Source organism: Gloeomargarita sp. SRBZ-1_bins_9 (assembly GCA_039794565.1).
Classification (GTDB): Bacteria; Cyanobacteriota; Cyanobacteriia; order Gloeomargaritales; family Gloeomargaritaceae; genus Gloeomargarita.
In genome coordinates, this window is sequence record JAUQVX010000012.1 from 39,768 (window position 1) to 58,267 (window position 18,500).

Genomic DNA, 18,500 nt, shown 5'->3' on the forward strand with positions numbered 1-18,500 from the left:
TGCCCTGAAAGTGCCCGGCCACCTCCAGGACTTGACCGACCATCTGGAACCGGAACTGAGCGCCTTTGTTCTTTCCCAAGCCCGGCGATCACCCGCGATGAAAAAAAAAAGGGCCTGACAAGCCCCCTGCCTCTCGCGTTAGGTCACCTTCAGAACTCCATCTGAGCCTGCACCTTCTCCCACTGGCGTTTTTTGAGCACCAGTAGCACCTGCGCCAGGGCCACCGTAGCTAAAAACGCCATCAACCACTTCAGGCGGGTGGGGCTTTGCAGGACGATTTCCCGCTGCGCTTGACCAAACCCACCCACATTGGGGTTGTCCGTCAAGGGGGCATCCGCGGCAACCGTATCCCCTACCGCCACGATCAGCTGCGGTCCCGGCGGGATGGTTTCTACTACGGGGTCACCCTCTTCCGGCTGGATCGTCACCTGGTAACCGCCCTCCGCTTGGGGGGTAATCGCTGTGATCCGCCCGGATACCGAGGCCGTAAACACCGTATTGTTGCTCTTTTCACCCGTGGGATACACCTGACCGCGCCCGCGGTTGCCCCCCAAATACACTGGATACTTCAGAAAATGCACGTTTTTATTGGTGGCCGGGTCCGGGGCCAGGATAGGAAAGACAATCTCCTGGTACTGGTCCCCGGGTAAAGGACCCACCAGTAAGATATTGGGTTTGTCCTCGCTATAGGTCTGGTAGTAGATGCCCTCGGTTTTTTCCTTCAGCTCCGGCGGGATACGGTCCTCCGGCGCCAGGGTAAAGCCCTCCGGCAGAATCACCACCGCCCCCACGTTCAACGGCCCGCGACTGCCGTCGGCATAGACCTGTTGCAGACTGGTGTCGTAGGGAATCTTCACCTTGGCCTCAAAAACCTGGTTGGGCAGTACCGCCTGGGGTAGCTCCAGTTGCACGGGTTTTTGGGCCAGATGGCAGTTGGCGCACACAATCCGGCCGGTGGGTTCTCGGGGGTTGTCGTAGGCCTGCTGCGCCCAGAAGGGATAGGCATAGGCTGGCGCCGGCAGCCACCCCAACCACAGCAGCATCCCCAGGCCCACCAGTGCCAGTTGTTGGAACAATCCTCGCATCTTCATGGTTTGGTCACTCCAGGGTTTAAGTCCACCAGGGGTCTTGACCGGTACGGAAATCCTGGTCTGTCCAGGGGGTAAATAGGATTTTGTTATCCTCGGTCACCTGCACCTTCACCAGGGCCAACGACAAGGGTGCCGGACCGCGAATGACCTTGCCGGTTTTATCGTACTGGGAACCGTGACACGGACAAATGAATTTATTCTCGCTGGCGTTCCAGGGCACCACACAGCCCAGGTGCGTACAAACGGCGTTTAACCCATAGTCGGCAATCTGCCCGTCGTCAGTGACGATGATGTAGGTGGGGTCACCCTTGGGGCCTTGGGCCAAGGAGCGGTCGCCGGGGGGATGGGTTTTCAAGTATTCATCCACCTTAATATCGTTCCCCAGGGCATCCTTGGCAATAACCCCGCTGCCTGCTCCCCCACCAGAACCGGCCGGGACAAAAAAGCTCACAAACGGATACAGGGCGGCCAGCGCCACCGTGGTCAATCCCCCGGTCATCAGGAGGTTCATAAACTGGCGGCGCCCCATATCGGGCACATCGGCGCTCGGAGAGACGGAAGCCATGACGTTTAATCCCGTTTCGTTACGTTTGGATACACCTTTTCCAGTGTATCACCGGCGGGAAAGCCGTTGTCCCCCCTGTACCAGGGCGCCGCTGACCAGGCCCAGGGCAAACCCCAGCGTCAGGACCAGCCCCAGGGGCAAGGGCACCGACTGCCACACCAGCCAGCGCAGGGATACCAAGGCCACATTTTGGACGGAGAACAAAGCCGTCACCAGCAGCAGCAGGGCCATCAAGATAGCCAGCAATAAGGGTGTCACCGTCGCTGCAACCGCCAGTAGCCCGGAACGACGCCGGGACGATGGCCCTATTATAGCCTTTAGGTTATGCGCTCCCCGCCTGTCGTGGTGTCGTTATATGTGGATACTTCCTTTGCTTGCCCAGGTGACGACCCCCGTTCCCCCAGCGGTGGTGCGACGGATAGTTTTTAGCCCCCAGCCAGTGCGACCCTTGCCGGGCCAGTTGGACGATGTCCTCATGTTTAACAGCAACAGCCCGGAAGTCGTGCAGCAGGAGGGCATTTTGCTCTCGACCTTTCCCCCCGAAGGAAAACGGGTACCCCAGGCCCATCTGAACCTACCGTTGCAGGGGGAATTCACCCTGTTTGCCCACCACATCTTTCGCACCAACAACCCGGAGACCACCCCGACGCTTTTTCTCGGGCTACTGCTGCACAACCCCAGCAAACAGTATGTGCAGGTGGAGATCAGCCAGGCGGCCAGTTTTCTGAGCACGCCGGAGGCGCCCTTTGTGGATTTACCGTCCTATGTGGACAATGGGCGGGGCTATATCTACTCCGGGCCGGGGAGCCGCACGATGAATGTGGTGTTACGGGGGATGCGGCAACGGAATTGGCCGGCCAGGGTGGTGCTAGGACCGGGGGAATACCGACTGCTAGCCAATTTGCCTATTCCAGCGCCCCGTTTGCCCCGGGCCATTGTGTCCCGTATGACCGTTCCGGCGGAATTGACCTTGACCCAGGGGATGGTCGCGGCCTTGCAAAATCCCCCCCTGGTCCAGCCGGATGGCGAACCCCTGCCGGAACCCCCCAGTTACCCCTCCTCCAATGGCCGCTCCACCTTTGCCCGTTTGCAGAGCGATGGGCCGGTGTATGTGGCTAGTCTGGCCATGTTTGCCCGGCGCACCTGGGATGGGCGGGAACAGGCGCCAACCACCGCCGATTGGGTACAGTTACTGACTCATGGGGGTCTGGCCGGGCCGCGGGATATTCCCCCCACCCCGTTGCATCTCACCAACGCCCCCCGGTTTTTCTACGGACGGGTGGCCGGGGTGGCCAAGGGGTCCCGCTGGTCAGGCCGGTTGACGGATGCGGCTGCTGGCCTTAGCTCCCCCCAACCCGATGCTTTAACTATTCCGCCGCCAGGGCAGGCCTTTTCCTACGGGTTAAGCACCCTCCACCGGGGCACCTTCGGCACGGGTCAAATCCAAAGCGCCCCCTTGTTAGTCCGTTATCCTGATACGGCCTACCTGGCCCACGGCAATTACGGGGTGCATTACGAGTTGCAACTGCCCCTGTACAACCCCAGTAACTTCCCCCAAACGGTGACCATTTCCCTGCAAAACCCCCTCAAGGACGACCTACCCCGGGGAGGGTTACAGTTTTTGGACCCGCCGGAACCCCGCATTTTTTTCCGGGGAACGATTCGTTTGCGGTTTCCCGCGGATGACGGCACGCCCCAGGTGCGCTATGTCCATGTGGTGAAACAGCGGGGCCAACAGGGGGAACCCCTGGTGACGCTCAACCTGGCGCCCAAGGAACAACGACTGGTGGAGGTGGATTACCTGTATCCGCCGGATGCCACGCCGCCCCAGGTGCTGACGGTGCAAACCCTGGCCCCACCGGTGACAGAAACCCCCGTTGCGCCCACCACCCAACGCCGTCAGGACAAAGCCGGGACGACCGCAGCCCAGGCGCAGTAGTGACTGCTCATTCCCCAGTCCACGCCGGGGTGGAGGATTTCCGCCAGGATGGCCAGGGACTCCACCAGCCGAGGGCCGGGACGGTTGAAAAAAGCGTTGCCATCGACAGCGTACACCCGACCCCTCTGCACGGTTCGTAGGGTTCCCCAGGGATAGGGGGAGGTGGCCCATTCCTGGAGGGTGCGCGCCAGGTCAAACCCACAGGGCATCAACACCACCACATCTGGGTCAGCCGCCACCACTTGTTCCCAGGTCAGCCAGGGGGAATGGGCACCCGCCGTCGCCAGTAGGGGTTCTCCGCCCGCCAGTTCCACCAGTTCTGGCACCCAGTTCCCGGCGCTCATCAACGGCTGGAGCCATTCCACACACAGCACTCGGGGGCGCGGTAAACCCGCTACGGACTTGCCAATGGCCGTCATCCTGTGCAGCAGCTTTTGTACCACCGGCTGGGCGTCCACCCCTAGGCATTCCCCTACTTTGAGCATATCCCGCCAAACCTGGGCGAGGGTGCGAGGTTCCAGAGAGATCACCTGGGGGACTGGTTGTAACTGGGTTGCTATTGCAGCGACCACCTCGTTTAAACTGACGGCGCACACCTCACACTGGGCTTGGGTGAGCAGGTGAGTAGGCCGCAGGGAACGCAGGACCTCCCAGCGTACGTCGTACACGCTCACCGCCGTTTGCAACAGGGCCGTCACCTGGTCGTGGATGGCCTGGCTGTCCCCCTGGGGGTTGAATTTGGGGGCAGTGCAGATGGGCAAGGAGACCACTTCAGGCGGATAGTCACACCCGTGGGAACGCCCCACCAAGTCCGGCAGCAACCCCAAGGCGTGGACGATTTCCGTGGCGCTGGGCAAGAGGGAAACCAATCGCATGGGCGCACCCGGCTATGCTAAAACTAGGCTAAGCAATGGCGCGGGAAACGGCTATGGCGATCAACGTGGTTTCCTTGGTGGGACGGGTGGGGCGCGATCCCGACATCAAATACTTTGAATCCGGCAGCGTCAAGTGCAACTTCAGCCTGGCGGTCAACCGGCGGTCCAAGCGCAATGACGAGCCGGATTGGTTTGAGCTGGAAGTCTGGGGCAAAACGGCGGAAATTGCCGGCAATTACGTGCGCAAGGGGAGTCTCATCGGCGTCAAGGGGTCCATCAAATGTGAGCGCTGGACGGACCGCAACACCGGGGAAGAGCGGCAACGGTTTTTGATCCGGGTAGACCAATTGGATTTGTTGGGAAGTCGCCGTGACGAAACCCCTAATGACCTGGAGGAGGACCTGGGGTGAACCTGGCCCTAGGGCTATGGGTGATCCTACTGGGGGCTTGCGTTGGCAGTTTTTTGAATGTGGTGGTGTACCGGGTACCCCGGGGCTTGTCTCTTTGGCAGCCGCCGTCCCACTGTCCCCATTGTCAAACCCCCCTGCGTCCCTGGGAAAACGTGCCAGTGCTGGGATGGCTGGGGCTGCGGGGACGGTGTAGTCACTGTGGGGTGCCCATCTCTCCCCGTTATCCCCTGGTGGAATTGACAACGGCCCTGTGGTTTGCCCTAGTCTGGTGGCGCTTCGGGGTGAGTGATGACACGGTGGCGGCGGCCCTGTTGGGGAGCTGGCTGCTGGCTCTGGCGCTGATTGACCTGGACACCTTGACCCTGCCGGACAGCCTGTTGAAATCGGGTTTGGTGATCGGACTGGTGTGGCAGGGGCTACGGGGCTGGCCGGATTTCTACGCCGGGGTGTTGGGGATGGTTGTTGGCCTGTGGTTGTTAGACAGCCTGGGCTGGGTGGCCTCTGTGGTCATGGGACAACCGGCGCTGGGGGGTGGCGACCCAAAACTGGCGGCCATGTTGGGGGCTTGGCTCCAGGGACCGGCGCTGGCGGTGGCCTTGTTTCTGGCGGTGCTGACCGGAGCAGTGGTGGGGGTCGCCGGCCGTTGCACCGGACGATTGCAGCCGGGTCAACCCATGCCCTTCGGTCCCTTTTTGGCGCTGGGGGGCGCGGTGGCGGTGCTCTGGGGGGAAACCCTGTGGCGCGGCTATTGGCAATGGCTACAGATGGCTTGAGGAGGCAAACGTGCTAAGATGAAGGCCAAGGCAGGGAATGCTTAGCCGAGCCCCCACGGACGTTCGCTCTTTCGGGTTTGCCTAAATTTACCGATTGACCTGTGGTCTAATCTGGCGGGAGTGATGGTGGCGTGATTCGGCATCGCTGGCGATGGCTGGTGGGTGTGGCGGTCCTGGTGGTGCTGGGCGGCTGGGTCTGGCGGCCAGGTCGTCCTAGGGTGGCATCCCCACCGACAACTGAATCGGCGGATTTGGGTGCCCTCAAGCCCCTAGTGCCCAAGCCCCCCCCAGCCCGGCGTCAGACACTCACCCAGTTAAGTAGTCAAGGGAAAGGCGTTGACCGTCAGCGAGCTAAGTATTTACTGGCGGTGGATTCTCTAGAGGCGGGGGACCCGCAGCAGGCATTGCAGTTGTTGCAGGGGCTAGAGAAGGACTATCCGGTGCTGTCGGCCCAGGTGCTCTGGCAGCAGGCGCGGGCGTACCAGAAAAAGGGGAACTTACCGGCGGCCCAACGGCGGTGGCAGCAGATTGTGGAGCAACACCCGGACCAAGCCCTGGCGGCAGAGGCCTTGTTGGCCCTGGGACGCCCCGAGGAAGCGAAACAACGCTATCCGGCCCATCCCCAGGTGGTGGCGTGGGTGCAAAAGGCCCTGGAAAAACAACCCCATGACCGGGAGTCGCTCTTGCATCTGGCACGGCACGGCCTGCATTTGCCTAATCTCACGGCCTATTTGGACCGTTTGGTACATGTGCATCGGGCAGGCCTGACCCCGGAGGAATGGCAGGACATTGCCTTTGCCTATTGGGAAAAGCAGCAGTACTTGAAGGCGGGCCGGGCCTATTTGCTGGCGCCCCTGACGGTGGAGAATCTCTACCGGGCGGCCCGGGGGCACCAACTGGGAGGCCAGGTCACCGAGGCGGTGGGCTATTACCAGGATTTGGTGCGGCAGTTCGGGGAGAGTGACCAGGCGATCTTGGCTCTGTACCACCTATCCCATTTGGCGCCGGCCCCCCAGCGGGATTTATATTTCCAGCAGTTACAACAGCGGGATAACGAACGGGCGGCGCGGGTGCTGTGGGAGCGGTTGCCCCTTTGGGAACGGGCAGGCCAAGCCCAGCGGGTGAGTCAAGTGCGTACGGAATTGCTGGCCCGCTACGCCCAGACGGATGCAGCGAGTCGCCTGCGGTGGGAGTTGGCCTGGGCGGAACAGCAACGGGGTCGCTTGCGGCAGGCAATGCATTTTGCTGAGGGGATTTGGCAGCACACGCCCCAAAGTGATCTGGCGCCGCGGGCCGGATTTTGGTTAGCGGAATGGGCTAGGGAACTGGGGGAAACGGCTCAAGCCAAAACCCTCTACCGGCAAGTCATCGAACGCTACCCCGAGTCCTACTACGCCTGGCGGGCGGCGCTACGCCTGGGCTGGCCGGTGGGGGATTTCTCCGGGATTGTGCAGGCGCAACCCCCGGTGCAATTCCAACGCATGACCTTGGCCCTGTTGAAGGGGTCGCCGGCGCTACAGGAGCTCTATCGCCTGGGGGAGTACGAGGACGCCTGGGACCAGTGGCAGGTGGAATTCACCGCCCGGCAGCACCCCACCCTGGCGGACCAACTCACGGACGGGGTGTTGCGGGTGGGCATTGGCGACCGGCTGGAGGGGCTATTTATGCTCTCAACCTTGGAGCGACGGGTGCAAACCCCCGAAGACCGACAGCAGTACGAACAGGTGCGGCGGCAACCGGCCTACTGGCAAGCTTTGTATCCTTTGGCCTATTGGTCGGAGGTGCAGCAGGCGGCCAAGCAGCATGGGTTAAATCCCCTGCTGGTGACGGCTGTGATCCGCCAGGAGTCCCGCTTTGAGCCGGAGATTGTCTCCAGTGCGGGGGCGGTGGGCCTGATGCAGGTGCTGCCGGAAACGGGGAATTGGATTGCGGAAAAACTCCAGCGCTCCCCCTTTGACCTCACCCAGCCCTGGGAGAATTTGCTGGCGGGGACCTGGTTTTTGCACTACACTAATGGTCTATATCACCACAACGGGCTGCTGGCGGTGGCCAGTTATAACGCCGGGCCGGGGAATGTGGACGCCTGGGTGCAGCGTTTTGGCCAGGGGGATTGGGACGCGTTTGTGGAAAATATCCCGTTTCCCGAGACCCAGGACTACGTGCGTCAAGTGTTCGGCAATTACTGGAATTACCTGCGCCTGTACAACCCGGAGGTGTGTCAGCGGATAAACCCCCATCTGTGTGGGTCGTGAAACGGCAGCGGTACTGGTTCTGGCGCGGCTATCGGGTGCGCTACACCTACCACAACAGTCGGGGGGAGGGGTTGCCCTTGCTGCTGGTGCATGGGTTTGGGGCGGCCCTGGAGCATTGGCGGTACAACTTGCCGGTGCTGGGGGAACACTACCCGGTCTATGCTCTGGATTTGTTGGGGTTTGGTCAGGCGGAAAAGGCGGCGGCAGCCTACGGCGTGCGGTTGTGGGTGGCCCAGTTGTACGAGTTCTGGCGGGCGTTTATCGGGGAGCCGGTGGGCCTGGTGGGCCATTCCCTAGGGGCGTTGGTGGCCTTGACGGCGGCGGTGGCCCATCCCGAGATGGTGCGACGGTTGGCCCTGTTGAGTTTGCCGGAGGGACGGCCTGCCCTGCCGGTGGCGGTGCAGTGGCTGGGGAGTCTGGAGCGTCTGCTGATACCGGTGGTGACCTGGCCCCTGTTTTATCTGCTGCGGCAACCGGTGGTCATCCGGTGGGTCTGTCGCACCCAGGTCTATCACCACCCAGGGGCGGTCAACGACGAACTGGTGCGGATGTTTGCCCAGCCGGCCTACGACCGGGATGCGGGGTGGACCCTATGCCGTTTGGCCCAAGCCAGTACCCGTCCGGGCTATGCACCACGGGTGGCGCCCTTACTGGCAGGCTTGTCAGTCCCCACGTTGCTGATTTGGGGGACCTATGACCGGCTGGTGCCCGTTCGTCGGGGGCGGCACTGGGTGCAGCAATTTCCCCACCTGCGCTGGGTGGAACTGCCGGCAGGCCATTGCCCCCAAGATGAGGCGCCGGTAGCGGTCAACGAGTTGTTGGATGAATGGTTCCGTGGGTGACCGGCCTATGGCACAATGGGACTGACTGCGCCGACTGTAATCCGAAGAGGTAAAAACGATGACGGTTGCTGCCCCCCCTTCGATCGAACAATTGGCCATTAACACCATTCGCTTCCTGGCGGTGGATGCCGTCCAAAAGGCCAAGTCGGGTCACCCGGGCCTGCCGATGGGGGCGGCACCCATGGCCTATGTGCTCTGGCAAGAATTTCTTAAATTTAATCCCCGTAACCCCAAGTGGCCGGACCGGGACCGCTTTGTCCTGTCGGCGGGGCACGGCTGCATGCTGCAATACGCCCTGTTGCACTTGACAGGCTACGACGTGACTTTAGAGGACATTAAGCAGTTTCGGCAGTGGGGGTCGAAAACACCGGGGCACCCGGAAAACTTTGAGACGCCGGGGGTGGAGGTGACCACTGGACCTTTGGGGCAAGGGGTTGGCAATGCCGTGGGGTTGGCGATTGCGGAGGCGCATTTGGCGGCCCGGTTCAATAAGCCTGGCCACACCATCGTGGACCACTACACCTATGTAATCCTTGGCGACGGCTGTCAGATGGAGGGGGTAGCGGCGGAGGCGGCCTCCTTGGCGGGCCACCTGAAGCTGGGTAAGCTGATTATGCTCTATGACAGCAACCACATCTCTATTGATGGGAATACGGCGATCGCCTTTACGGAGGATGTGGCCAAGCGCTACGAAGCCTATGGGTGGCACGTGCAAAAGGTGGAGGACGGCAACCATGACCTGCCGGCGATTCGGGCGGCTATTGCCCAAGCCAAGGCGGTCACGGATAAACCGTCGCTGATCATTGTGGAGACGACGATTGGCTATGGGTCGCCCAACAAGGCGGGGACGGAGGCGGTGCATGGGGCGCCCCTGGGGCCGGAGGAGGTGAAATTGACCAAACAGAATTTGGGCTGGCCCCTGGAGCCGGAGTTTTATATTCCCGATGAGGTGCTCCGGCATTTCCGGCAGGCGATTGACAAGGGGGCGAAGGCGGAGGCGGAGTGGCAGGCCCGGTTTGCGGCTTATAAGCAGGCCTATCCCGAGGAGGCGGCGGAATTTGAGCGGATCATGCGGGGGGACCTGCCGGCGGGTTGGCAAGAGGCCTTGGCCCCCATTGCCGAAACGGGAAAAGAATCCACCCGTAACATCTCCAAGCTGTGTTTGAATGCGTTGGCCCAGGCGATTCCGGAATTCCTGGGGGGGTCGGCGGATTTGGCCCATTCCAACATGACCTACCTCAAGGGGCTGCCGGAATTCCAGGCGGGGTCCTACCACGGGCGGAATTTCCGTTTCGGGGTGCGGGAGCATGCCATGGGAGCCATTGCCAACGGGATGGCCCTGCACGGAGGTTTAATTCCCTACGACGCCACGTTTTTGGTCTTCAGCGATTACATGCGTCCGGCGATTCGTCTGTCGGCCCTGTCGCGGGCGCGGGTTTTGCACATCATGACCCACGATTCGGTGGCCCTAGGGGAGGATGGCCCCACCCACCAGCCGATAGAAACCCTGTCGTCGTTGCGGTTGATTCCGAACCTGTATGTGATTCGGCCGGCGGATGCCCGGGAGACGGTGGGGGCGTATCAGGTGGCGTTGCAGGCGCGGGAGACGCCGTCGGTGTTGGTGTTTACCCGGCAGGCGGTCAATCCGGTGCCCGGTACGTCTCCGGAGGGGGTGGCCAAGGGGGCCTACATTGTGGTGGATTGTGGCTGTGACCATCCCGACCTCATCCTCATCGCGACGGGGTCAGAGTTGGAGTTGGCGGTGCAGGCAGCGGCCCGCTTGTCAGGGTACAAGGTGCGGGTGGTGTCTATGCCCTGCACGCGCTTGTTTGATGCCCAGCCCCAGGATTACCGGGACCGTATCCTGCCGCCGATGGTGCGCAAGCGGATCGCCATCGAAGCGGGGGTGACGGATTTCTGGTATAAGTACGTGGGTCTGGACGGCAAGGTGCTGGGGATTGACCGGTTTGGGGCGTCGGCGCCGGGTTCGGTGTGCATGGAGAAATTCGGCATGACGGTGGACCATCTGGTGCAGGCGGCGCAGGCGCTGTTGGGGTGATGGCGACCGCCGGAACTTTGGCATAAACTAGGTTCTATTTCCGGCGCGCAGGCATGACCGAAAAAACCCTGGCCGGTCGCTACCACATTCTCAAACCCCTGGGGAGTGGGGGATTTGGTCAGACCTTTTTGGCGGAGGACTGGTTTTTGCCGGGTCGGCCCTGGTGTGTGGTCAAGCAATTGCAGCCCCAGTCTACTAATCCCCAGGTGCTGGAGGTGGCCCGGCGGCTGTTCAACCGGGAGGCGGAGGTGCTCTACCAACTGGGTTCGACGGTGAGTCGCATCCCCCGGCTGTTGGCCCACTTCGAGCAGGACAATGAGTTTTACCTGGTGCAGGAGTTCATCGAGGGACACGACCTGAGCCAGGAACTCACCCCCGGCAAAAAATACCCGGAGACCTGGGTGAAGCAGTTTTTGTTAGACGTGCTGGAGGTGCTTAGTCAAGTGCACCAGCGCAACATCATTCACCGGGACCTCAAACCGGCGAATCTGATGCGGCGGCGCTCGGACGGGCGGATTGTGCTCATTGACTTTGGGGCGGTCAAGGAGGTGGGCACCCTGATGGCTGACAACCGGGGGGAAACGGCCATCGGCACTCAGATCGGCACCCGGGGCTACATGCCCATCGAACAGTTCCGGGGCCAGCCGCGCTTAAGCAGCGATGTGTATGCCCTGGGGGTGGTGGCGATTCAAGCCCTGACGGGGCTGCCCCCGAGTCAGATGGAGGACTACGATACGGGTGAATTGCACTGGCAACAGCATGCCCAGGTGAGTCCTGCTTTGCGCACGGTGCTGGAAAAGATGGTGCATCCCGACTGGCGGCAGCGCTATCCCAGTGCGGTGGAGGCCCTGCAGGCGGTGCAGGAACTGACGACGGTCACGCCGGAGGGAGAACCCACTGCGCCCTTGCCGACCCCCATTCCCCCTACGGTTCCCTTGGCTACAGCTCAGCCCATTGCTGCAACAGTAGAGGCCCCCCGCCAGCCGTCCCGGGGATTGCCCTGTATCGCCTGGGTGTTTATCGGGTTGGGGTTGCTAGGGGCGGCCTTCGTAGGGTTGATGGTCCTGGTGGCCCTGTTTTACGAGGAATCCCCTTCATCCCCTACAGAGAAACCGACGCCGGTGGTGCGGGAATCGCCGGAACCGATGCCTAGCCCGCCGGCCATGGCCCTGTTTGGGGCTATTGCCTACAACAACTTAGATGGGGTGTACGGCTACGGCTATAACTTTCCCGACCGGGCCAGTGCGGAAAAGCGGGCCATCCAGGAGTGCGAGCAGGTCTCGGGCGGCAAGCCCTGTGAAATCCTGGTGTGGTTTCAGAACGCCTGTGGGGCTTTGGCGCGGGACAGTCGCAACTACGCTGGCGGTGGCTGGGGGGTAACCCCGGAAGTTGCCCAGCAAGAGGCCCTGGCGTCCTGCCAAAGCGTAGGTGGCGCCGACTGCGTGGTGGTGGAGACCATTTGCACTAAAAAGCCTTAAAACGTCCCCATCCGGCTGACGGGTAACGTAGTATTAATAGAGTGAATACCGTTCAGGGCAAAGGGTAAGGAATAGAAAAATGCGTATTTTGTTTGTGGCTGCCGAGGCCCATCCCATTGCCAAGGTGGGCGGCATGGCCGATGTGGTGGGGGTGTTGCCGAAAGTGCTGCGGCGCATGGGGCACGATGTGCGGGTGTTCCTGCCCTACTACGGCTTTTTGCCGGAAAAGCTGGACATCCCCAAGACCCCCATCTGGGAAGGCTATGCCATGTTTCAGTATTTTCATGTATATGAAACCCGCTTACCCAACAGCGACGTTCCCCTGTACCTGTTCGGCCATCCGGCGTTCATGCCCCGGCGCATTTACTATGGGGAGGACGAGGACTGGCGGTTTACCTTGTTTGCCAACGGGGCGGCGGAATTTGCCTGGAACTACTGGAAACCCAATATTATCCACTGCCACGACTGGCACACGGGGATGATTCCGGTGTGGATGCACCAGTCCCCGGACATCACCACGGTGTTCACCATCCACAACCTGGCGTATCAAGGGCCCTGGCGCTGGAAGCTGGAGCGCATGACCTGGTGTCCCTGGTACATGCAGGGGCATAACGTGATGGCCGCCGCCTTGCAGTACGCCGACCGGGTGAATACCGTATCGCCCAACTACGCCCAGCAGATTCGCTCACCGGAGTACGGGGAAAAGCTGGATGGGCTGCTGCGCTACTTGGGGGATAAGGTAACGGGGATTCTCAATGGTATTGACCCGGAGGTGTTCAACCCGGAAACCGACCCCCACATCGTCCAGAACTACAACGCCGATACCCTGGACAAGCGGGTAGCCAACAAGGTGGCCCTACAGGAAGAGGTGGGGCTGGAGGTGGACCGGGATAAATTCCTTATCGGCATGGTCTCCCGGCTGGTGGAGCAAAAGGGGATTGATTTGTTGCTGCAAATCATGGACCGTTTTCTGGCCTACACCGACGCCCAGTTTGTGATTATGGGGACGGGGGACCGCTACTACGAAACTCAACTGTGGCAAATTGCTTCCCGCTATCCAGGGCGGGTCTCGGTGCAGATCCTGTTCAACGACCCCCTGGCACGGCGGTTGTATGCCGGAACGGACGCCTTCATCATGCCCTCGCGGTTTGAACCCTGCGGCATCAGCCAGATGATTGCCCTGCGCTATGGTTCGGTGCCGGTGGTGCGGCGGACGGGGGGATTGGTGGACACGGTCTTTCACCACGACCCAGTGGCGGGGACAGGCAACGGTTACTGCTTCGACCGCTACGAACCCCTGGACTTTTACACCTGCCTGGTGCGGGCTTGGGAGGCCTACCGGCACCGTAAGGAATGGCGGGAGCTGCAAAAGCGGGGGATGGCGGCCCGCTACACTTGGGAGGAATCGGCCCGGCAATACCACGCCCTGTACAACTCCATCTATGGGCTACCCCCCACCCACGGCTTGCCGCCGGAGTTCTTGAAGCCGGAGGAACGGGAACAACTGGAGGCGGACCAAAAAGCCAAGGCAGATACGCCCGCCTGTAGTGCTCAAGCCTGTGAAGGCCCTGTGCCGCTGGCCGTTTGAGGGTCCGCCGGTGGGAGCAAATCGGGACGGCGCTGCTGGGTGCGCAGGCGTTGTTGTTCGGCTCGCCACTGGGCAATGGCCTGGTGGTTGCCGGAAAGGAGGACCTCGGGGACGCGCCACCCCCGGAACTCCGGCGGGCGGGTGTACTGGGGATATTCCAGCAGGCCGTCGCTGAAGCTCTCTGAGGTCAGGGAGGCGGGTTTGCCCACAGTACCGGGCAGCAGGCGTGTCACCCCGTTGATGATGGCTAGGGCGGGAATTTCTCCACTGGTGAGCACGAAATCCCCTAGGGAGATTTCCCGGTCGGCCAGGTAGCGGATGCGCTCGTCAAATCCCTCGTAGGCCCCGCAGATGAGTACCAGTTGGGCATAGTGGCACCATTCCCGGAAATGGGCCTGGGTCAGACGTTCCCCCTGGGGGGTCAACAAAATCACCTGACGCGGTTGGAGCTGGGGCAGAGACTCCACAGCCGCAAAGATGGGTTCCGGTTTGAGCACCATGCCCACCCCACCCCCGTAGGGTTCATCGTCCACCCGGTGATGCTTGTCGGTGGTGAAATCCCGGGGGTTGGTGAACACCACCATGGCCACCCCCTTGGCCAAGGCTTTGCCGATCAATCCCGTCGCCAGGGGACTGGTAAAGAATTCGGGAAACAGGGTCACCACATCAAAGCGCATCGCCGGGATAGACGTACTGGACAGCCAGTTTCCAATAGCGGGAAAAGCGTTTCAGGTCCGCCTGGGGTAAGGGGGGCACCAGCGCTGGGACGGGCAACACCTCTAGGTCAAATTCCTGGGTCAAGGCCTGGCAGAACTGCTTAAAGCGGGGGCTGGGACTTGCTGTCGTGACCACCTTCGCGGCCCCCTTTTCGTAAGCAGCAGCCCGGATTTCTGCCACCACCTCCCCCCGGCGGATCTCCACCGGCAACTCTAGTAGGCACTCGTAGAGAAACACCAGACGCTTACGGCTCAGGCGCCATTCCCGCAGCAGTTGTTCATCCCAAACCCAGACGGCAGGCGCCCCCGGATAGGCCAGCAACGCCGGGTTGGTGGGACTCAAACTATCCCCGTGGACCCAAATCAGGGGCTTGGGGGAAGAGGCGGCGGGCCAACTGCTCATAACTGCCTCGAAACGGACAACTGGGTCGGCCATCGTGGGGACAAACGGCACACCAGCGCCGGCGGCTGTAACGCGCCAAGTTCTCCTGATTGAAATAGTAGGGCTTGTGGCTGAAGGTGCTAGCTACCCACTGCCAGGACAAGTTATTGCTGGCCGGGTCCCCGTCGAGTAGGTGCTCTAGAAACCAACGCGCCCCCGCCTGCCATTTTACCCGCCGCCAGTGGACGACATAGGCTGCCAGCCATAGCCGCCCGTGATTGTGCAGATAGCCCGTCTCCTGGAGTTCCCGGCTTAGGCTGTCCATGCACAGGAGTCCCGTACCTGCAGCAGGAATATCCTCCGGTAGTGTATCGGCGTAGTCCTGGGGCTGCCATCCCGTTTTGTAGGGTTCCCGGTCCTCCCAAATGCCGTCTCCCCATTGGTCGTAGAGCACCTGCCAGTAGGTCCGCCAGGTCAACTGCCGCACCAAAGGCTCAACCGTCCGCCAGGAGTAACCCCGCGCCCGCAGCCAGTCCCGCACCTCCACCAGCGTCAACACCCCATGCCGAATATAGGGCGACAGATGGCTCACCGTCCCGTTTAGGTGATTGCGCGTGGCCCCATAGGTCTCCGGTTGCAGCCGCTCCAGTTGGGCCAAGGCCGCCTGCCGCCCGCCCCGGATGGGACTCACCGGCCCTGTTGCCTCGGGAAACACCTGCGTCACGTAGGCCACCAGCTCCTCCCGGCTGGCAAAGTCCCGGCGCAAGGACGTCATACGGTGGCCACTTCACTGCGGCGCTTGCGACTACGGCGCTGGGCCTCCTGGGGTTCTTCCCGGGTGGGCGTTTGCAGCAGAAAAATGAGCAAGGGTTGACTCTTAAATTCCCGCCGGATCAGGCGTTCCAGGGCCGACTCCAGGGCATCCCGCAACCCTGCCCAGTCGATTTCTGCCCCATTGACGGCAAATTCCGACCAGCGCTCCTGCACCGTCTGGGTAAGCGTCTCCTGGACCAATTGCCGTAGGGCGTTGCTGCTTAGGGAGGTCACCACCCCCCGGATATGCACCTCCGGCGTCGCCCAGAATTGCCCTTGCCCATCAATGGCCGCGGCTACGGTCACCACCCCCTCACCAGCCAGTTGTTGCCGGTCCTGGAGCACCTGCCCGCTAACGATGCCATCGCCCGAGGCATCCACCAGCTCAATCCCCGCCTTGACCTTGCCCACCACCTGTATCCGGTCCGGCGTCAGCTCAATCACATCCCCATTGTCCACAATCACGATGTTTTCCTTGGGGATGCCCATGGCCTGGGCCGTCTCGCTGTGTTTGACCAACATGCGGTGCTCCCCGTGAATGGGGATAAAAAACTTGGGCTTCGTCAGGGCCAACATCAGTTTTTGGTCCTCCTGGCAGCCGTGCCCCGACACATGAATCCCCCGTTCTTTACCATAGATCACCCGCGCCCCCTGGGCCATGAGCTTGTCAATTGTATTCACCACCGCGATGGTATTACCCGGGATAGGATTGGCCGAAAACACCACCGTATCCGTCGGCCGGATCTGGATGTCCTTGTGCTCCCGGTTGGCAATCCGCGTCAAGGCCGACAGTGGCTCGCCCTGGGAACCCGTGGTCAAAATCACTACCTGCTCATCCGGCAAATGGCGGATCACATGCAAAGGTTGCAGCACATCGTCCGAGCAACGGATGTATCCCAGCGTGCGGGCGTGGGCAATTACATTCAGCATCGAGCGCCCCAGCACCGTCACCTTGCGTTTGTACTTCTCCGCCAGTTGCAGGATGATGTTCAGGCGATGCACCGACGAGGCAAAGGTCGTGATCAACAACCGCCCCGGCGCTTCCGCAAACACCCGGTCCAACGCCGGAATCACCGCCCGCTCCGACGGCGTAAACCCCGGCACCTCCGCATTGGTGGAATCGCTCATCAGGCAGAGTACCCCCCGCTCCCCGTGTTCCGCCAGGCGATGCAGGTCAAAGCGTTCCCCATCAATGGGCGTGTGGTCAACCTTAAAATCCCCCGTGTGGATGATCACCCCCACCGGCGTGTGGATAGCCACTGAAAAACTATCGGCAATCGAGTGGGTGTTGCGGATAAATTCCACTAAGAACGACTGGCCGATGCGCACGAACTCCCGGGGCTGCACCGGATGCAATTGGGTGCGGTTGGCGACCCCCGCCTCCTCTAGCTTGGCCTGCAACAGGGCAATGGCCAGCCGGGGGCCGTACATGATGGGAATATCAATCTGTTGGAGGTGAAAGGGAATCCCACCGATGTGGTCCTCGTGGCCATGGGTAATAATCATCCCCTTAATTTTGTGGCGGTTTTCCCGTAAATAGGACAAATCCGGCAGCACCACCTGCACCCCGTGCATGGCATCGGTGGGAAAAGCCAGCCCGGCATCCAACAGCAAGATTTCGTCGTTGATTTCAAACACACAGGTGTTTTTGCCGATTTCGTGCAGCCCCCCCAAAGGAATAATTTTGAGGACGGGCGTGGTTTGGGAACGTAGTTTCGTCATAGGCTCCTTTACGACCGTTTACAGGATAATGAGCACGGTTCACCCCCCGCTGCGGGAGCGAAACTTGTTAGGCCACCAAGCGCAGTTGTTGCATCACGGGGCGCAAAACCTGTTCCACCTCTGGCGGAGCCGGTACCAAGGGCAAACGCGGTGATCCGACCGGCCAACCCATCCACTCCAAGGCCCGTTTCAGGGGGATGGGGTTTGTCGTCACAAACAGCGCCTTGCAGAGGGGATATATCTCATTGTACAGGGCCTGGGCTTTGTGGGGCTGCCCATTGACAAAGGCTTGGATCATCTGCTGGATGGTTTGGCCCACCAGGTGACTAGCCACACTGACGACCCCCACCGCCCCCACCGCCAGCAACGGCAACGTTAAACTATCGTCCCCAGAATAGATGTCCAACCGTTCTGGGGGTACCAGGCGGCGCAGGTGGGCCACTTGCTCCAGATGGCCACTGGCTTCCTTAATAGCCACAATGTTGGGTTCGCTTTCCACCAATTGGGCCACCGTTTCCGGCAGCAGGTTCACCCCCGTCCGCCCGGGAATGTTGTAGAGCATCAGGGGAAAATCCGGCACGGCCCGGGCAATGGTGCGAAAGTGGGCTATTAACCCCGCCTGGGGAGGCTTGTTGTAGTAGGGCACCACCTGCAAGCTGCCATCGAGTCCCATTTGCGCTGCCTTTTGGGTGGCCGTCACCGCCTCGTGGGTGCTGTTGGCCCCTGTTCCCGCCAGGATAGGCGCCCGGTTACCCACCGCCTGTTTCACCACGCGAAATAGCTCGTATTCCTCTTCCCAGGTGAGCGTCGGCGATTCTCCAGTTGTCCCCGCCAGTACCAGGGCATCACTCCCGTGGTCCAGCAAATGCAGCGCCAGGCGTTCCGCCAGTTCGTAGTTCACGCGCCCCTGGTCATCAAAGGGCGTCACCATCGCTGTAATGACCCGGCCAAAGCGGGGTGTATCGGCCTCCGCCACCGACGCGTTGCCTCCTGCC

Annotated in this window: 17 protein-coding genes; 8 read left to right on the forward strand and 9 right to left on the reverse strand. The window is 61.4% G+C overall.

Annotated elements, in window-relative coordinates; translation table 11 throughout:
- Positions 1–149: 149 nt before the first annotated feature.
- The 3 genes from petA to Q6L55_09935 are packed head-to-tail and all read right to left on the reverse strand — an operon-like array spanning position 150 to position 1,914.
- Positions 150–1,091 (reverse strand): apocytochrome f, encoded by a 942-nt coding sequence (gene petA, locus Q6L55_09925; protein ID MEN9259026.1) that lies wholly within the window; start codon positions 1,089–1,091, stop codon positions 150–152.
- 19 nt (positions 1,092–1,110) lie between these two features.
- On the reverse strand, positions 1,111–1,656 hold the full coding sequence (locus Q6L55_09930; GenBank protein MEN9259027.1) for a cytochrome b6-f complex iron-sulfur subunit: 546 nt from the start codon (positions 1,654–1,656) through the stop codon (positions 1,111–1,113).
- Between the two features lie 48 nt (positions 1,657–1,704).
- Entirely contained in the window at positions 1,705–1,914 is a 210-nt protein-coding gene (locus Q6L55_09935; GenBank protein ID MEN9259028.1) for a LapA family protein, read from the reverse strand.
- A 124-nt stretch (positions 1,915–2,038) separates the two neighbouring features.
- Here Q6L55_09935 and Q6L55_09940 point away from each other — a divergent pair, with 124 nt between their 5' ends.
- Positions 2,039–3,595 (forward strand): DUF3370 domain-containing protein, encoded by a 1,557-nt coding sequence (locus Q6L55_09940; GenBank protein ID MEN9259029.1) that lies wholly within the window; start codon positions 2,039–2,041, stop codon positions 3,593–3,595.
- Here Q6L55_09940 and Q6L55_09945 read toward each other — a convergent pair.
- Entirely contained in the window at positions 3,556–4,470 is a 915-nt protein-coding gene (locus tag Q6L55_09945) for a cobalamin-binding protein (protein ID MEN9259030.1), read from the reverse strand. The two genes, Q6L55_09940 and Q6L55_09945, sit on opposite strands and share 40 nt — an antisense overlap.
- Positions 4,471–4,523: 53 nt before the next feature.
- Between Q6L55_09945 and Q6L55_09950 the strand changes: the two genes are divergently transcribed.
- The 7 genes from Q6L55_09950 (at position 4,524) to glgA (ending at position 13,872) form a co-directional block, all read left to right on the forward strand.
- The gene (locus Q6L55_09950; GenBank protein MEN9259031.1) at positions 4,524–4,880 is read left to right on the forward strand and encodes a single-stranded DNA-binding protein; all 357 of its coding nucleotides are present in this window, start codon (positions 4,524–4,526) and stop codon (positions 4,878–4,880) included.
- The gene (locus Q6L55_09955; GenBank protein MEN9259032.1) at positions 4,877–5,653 is read left to right on the forward strand and encodes a prepilin peptidase; all 777 of its coding nucleotides are present in this window, start codon (positions 4,877–4,879) and stop codon (positions 5,651–5,653) included. Before Q6L55_09950 ends, Q6L55_09955 begins: the two co-directional genes overlap by 4 nt.
- Positions 5,654–5,784: 131 nt before the next feature.
- Positions 5,785–7,905, forward strand: a complete 2,121-nt coding sequence (locus Q6L55_09960; protein ID MEN9259033.1) for a transglycosylase SLT domain-containing protein — start codon at positions 5,785–5,787, stop codon at positions 7,903–7,905.
- On the forward strand, positions 7,902–8,747 hold the full coding sequence (locus Q6L55_09965) for an alpha/beta fold hydrolase (protein MEN9259034.1): 846 nt from the start codon (positions 7,902–7,904) through the stop codon (positions 8,745–8,747). The genes Q6L55_09960 and Q6L55_09965 overlap by 4 nt, the downstream gene beginning before the upstream one ends.
- A gap of 58 nt (positions 8,748–8,805) precedes the next feature.
- Positions 8,806–10,806, forward strand: a complete 2,001-nt coding sequence (gene tkt, locus Q6L55_09970) for a transketolase (protein MEN9259035.1) — start codon at positions 8,806–8,808, stop codon at positions 10,804–10,806.
- A 53-nt stretch (positions 10,807–10,859) separates the two neighbouring features.
- Positions 10,860–12,284, forward strand: a complete 1,425-nt coding sequence (locus Q6L55_09975) for a DUF4189 domain-containing protein (GenBank protein MEN9259036.1) — start codon at positions 10,860–10,862, stop codon at positions 12,282–12,284.
- Positions 12,285–12,363: 79 nt separating this feature from the next.
- Positions 12,364–13,872: a glycogen synthase GlgA gene (glgA, locus tag Q6L55_09980; GenBank protein MEN9259037.1), complete on the forward strand. Its 1,509-nt coding sequence runs from the start codon at positions 12,364–12,366 to the stop codon at positions 13,870–13,872.
- Here the strand turns inward: glgA and trmD are convergent.
- The 5 genes from trmD to dapA all read right to left on the reverse strand — a co-directional run bounded on the left by trmD (position 13,836) and on the right by dapA (position 18,481).
- On the reverse strand, positions 13,836–14,549 hold the full coding sequence (gene trmD / locus Q6L55_09985; GenBank protein MEN9259038.1) for a tRNA (guanosine(37)-N1)-methyltransferase TrmD: 714 nt from the start codon (positions 14,547–14,549) through the stop codon (positions 13,836–13,838). The genes glgA and trmD overlap by 37 nt on opposite strands.
- The gene (locus Q6L55_09990) at positions 14,539–14,991 is read right to left on the reverse strand and encodes a hypothetical protein (protein MEN9259039.1); all 453 of its coding nucleotides are present in this window, start codon (positions 14,989–14,991) and stop codon (positions 14,539–14,541) included. The genes trmD and Q6L55_09990 overlap by 11 nt, the downstream gene beginning before the upstream one ends.
- Entirely contained in the window at positions 14,933–15,745 is an 813-nt protein-coding gene (locus Q6L55_09995) for an FAD-binding domain-containing protein (GenBank protein ID MEN9259040.1), read from the reverse strand. The genes Q6L55_09990 and Q6L55_09995 overlap by 59 nt, the downstream gene beginning before the upstream one ends.
- Entirely contained in the window at positions 15,742–17,505 is a 1,764-nt protein-coding gene (locus Q6L55_10000) for a ribonuclease J (GenBank protein MEN9259041.1), read from the reverse strand. Before Q6L55_10000 ends, Q6L55_09995 begins: the two co-directional genes overlap by 4 nt.
- Positions 17,506–17,572: 67 nt before the next feature.
- Positions 17,573–18,481 (reverse strand): 4-hydroxy-tetrahydrodipicolinate synthase, encoded by a 909-nt coding sequence (dapA, locus tag Q6L55_10005; GenBank protein MEN9259042.1) that lies wholly within the window; start codon positions 18,479–18,481, stop codon positions 17,573–17,575.
- Positions 18,482–18,500 lie beyond the last annotated feature (19 nt).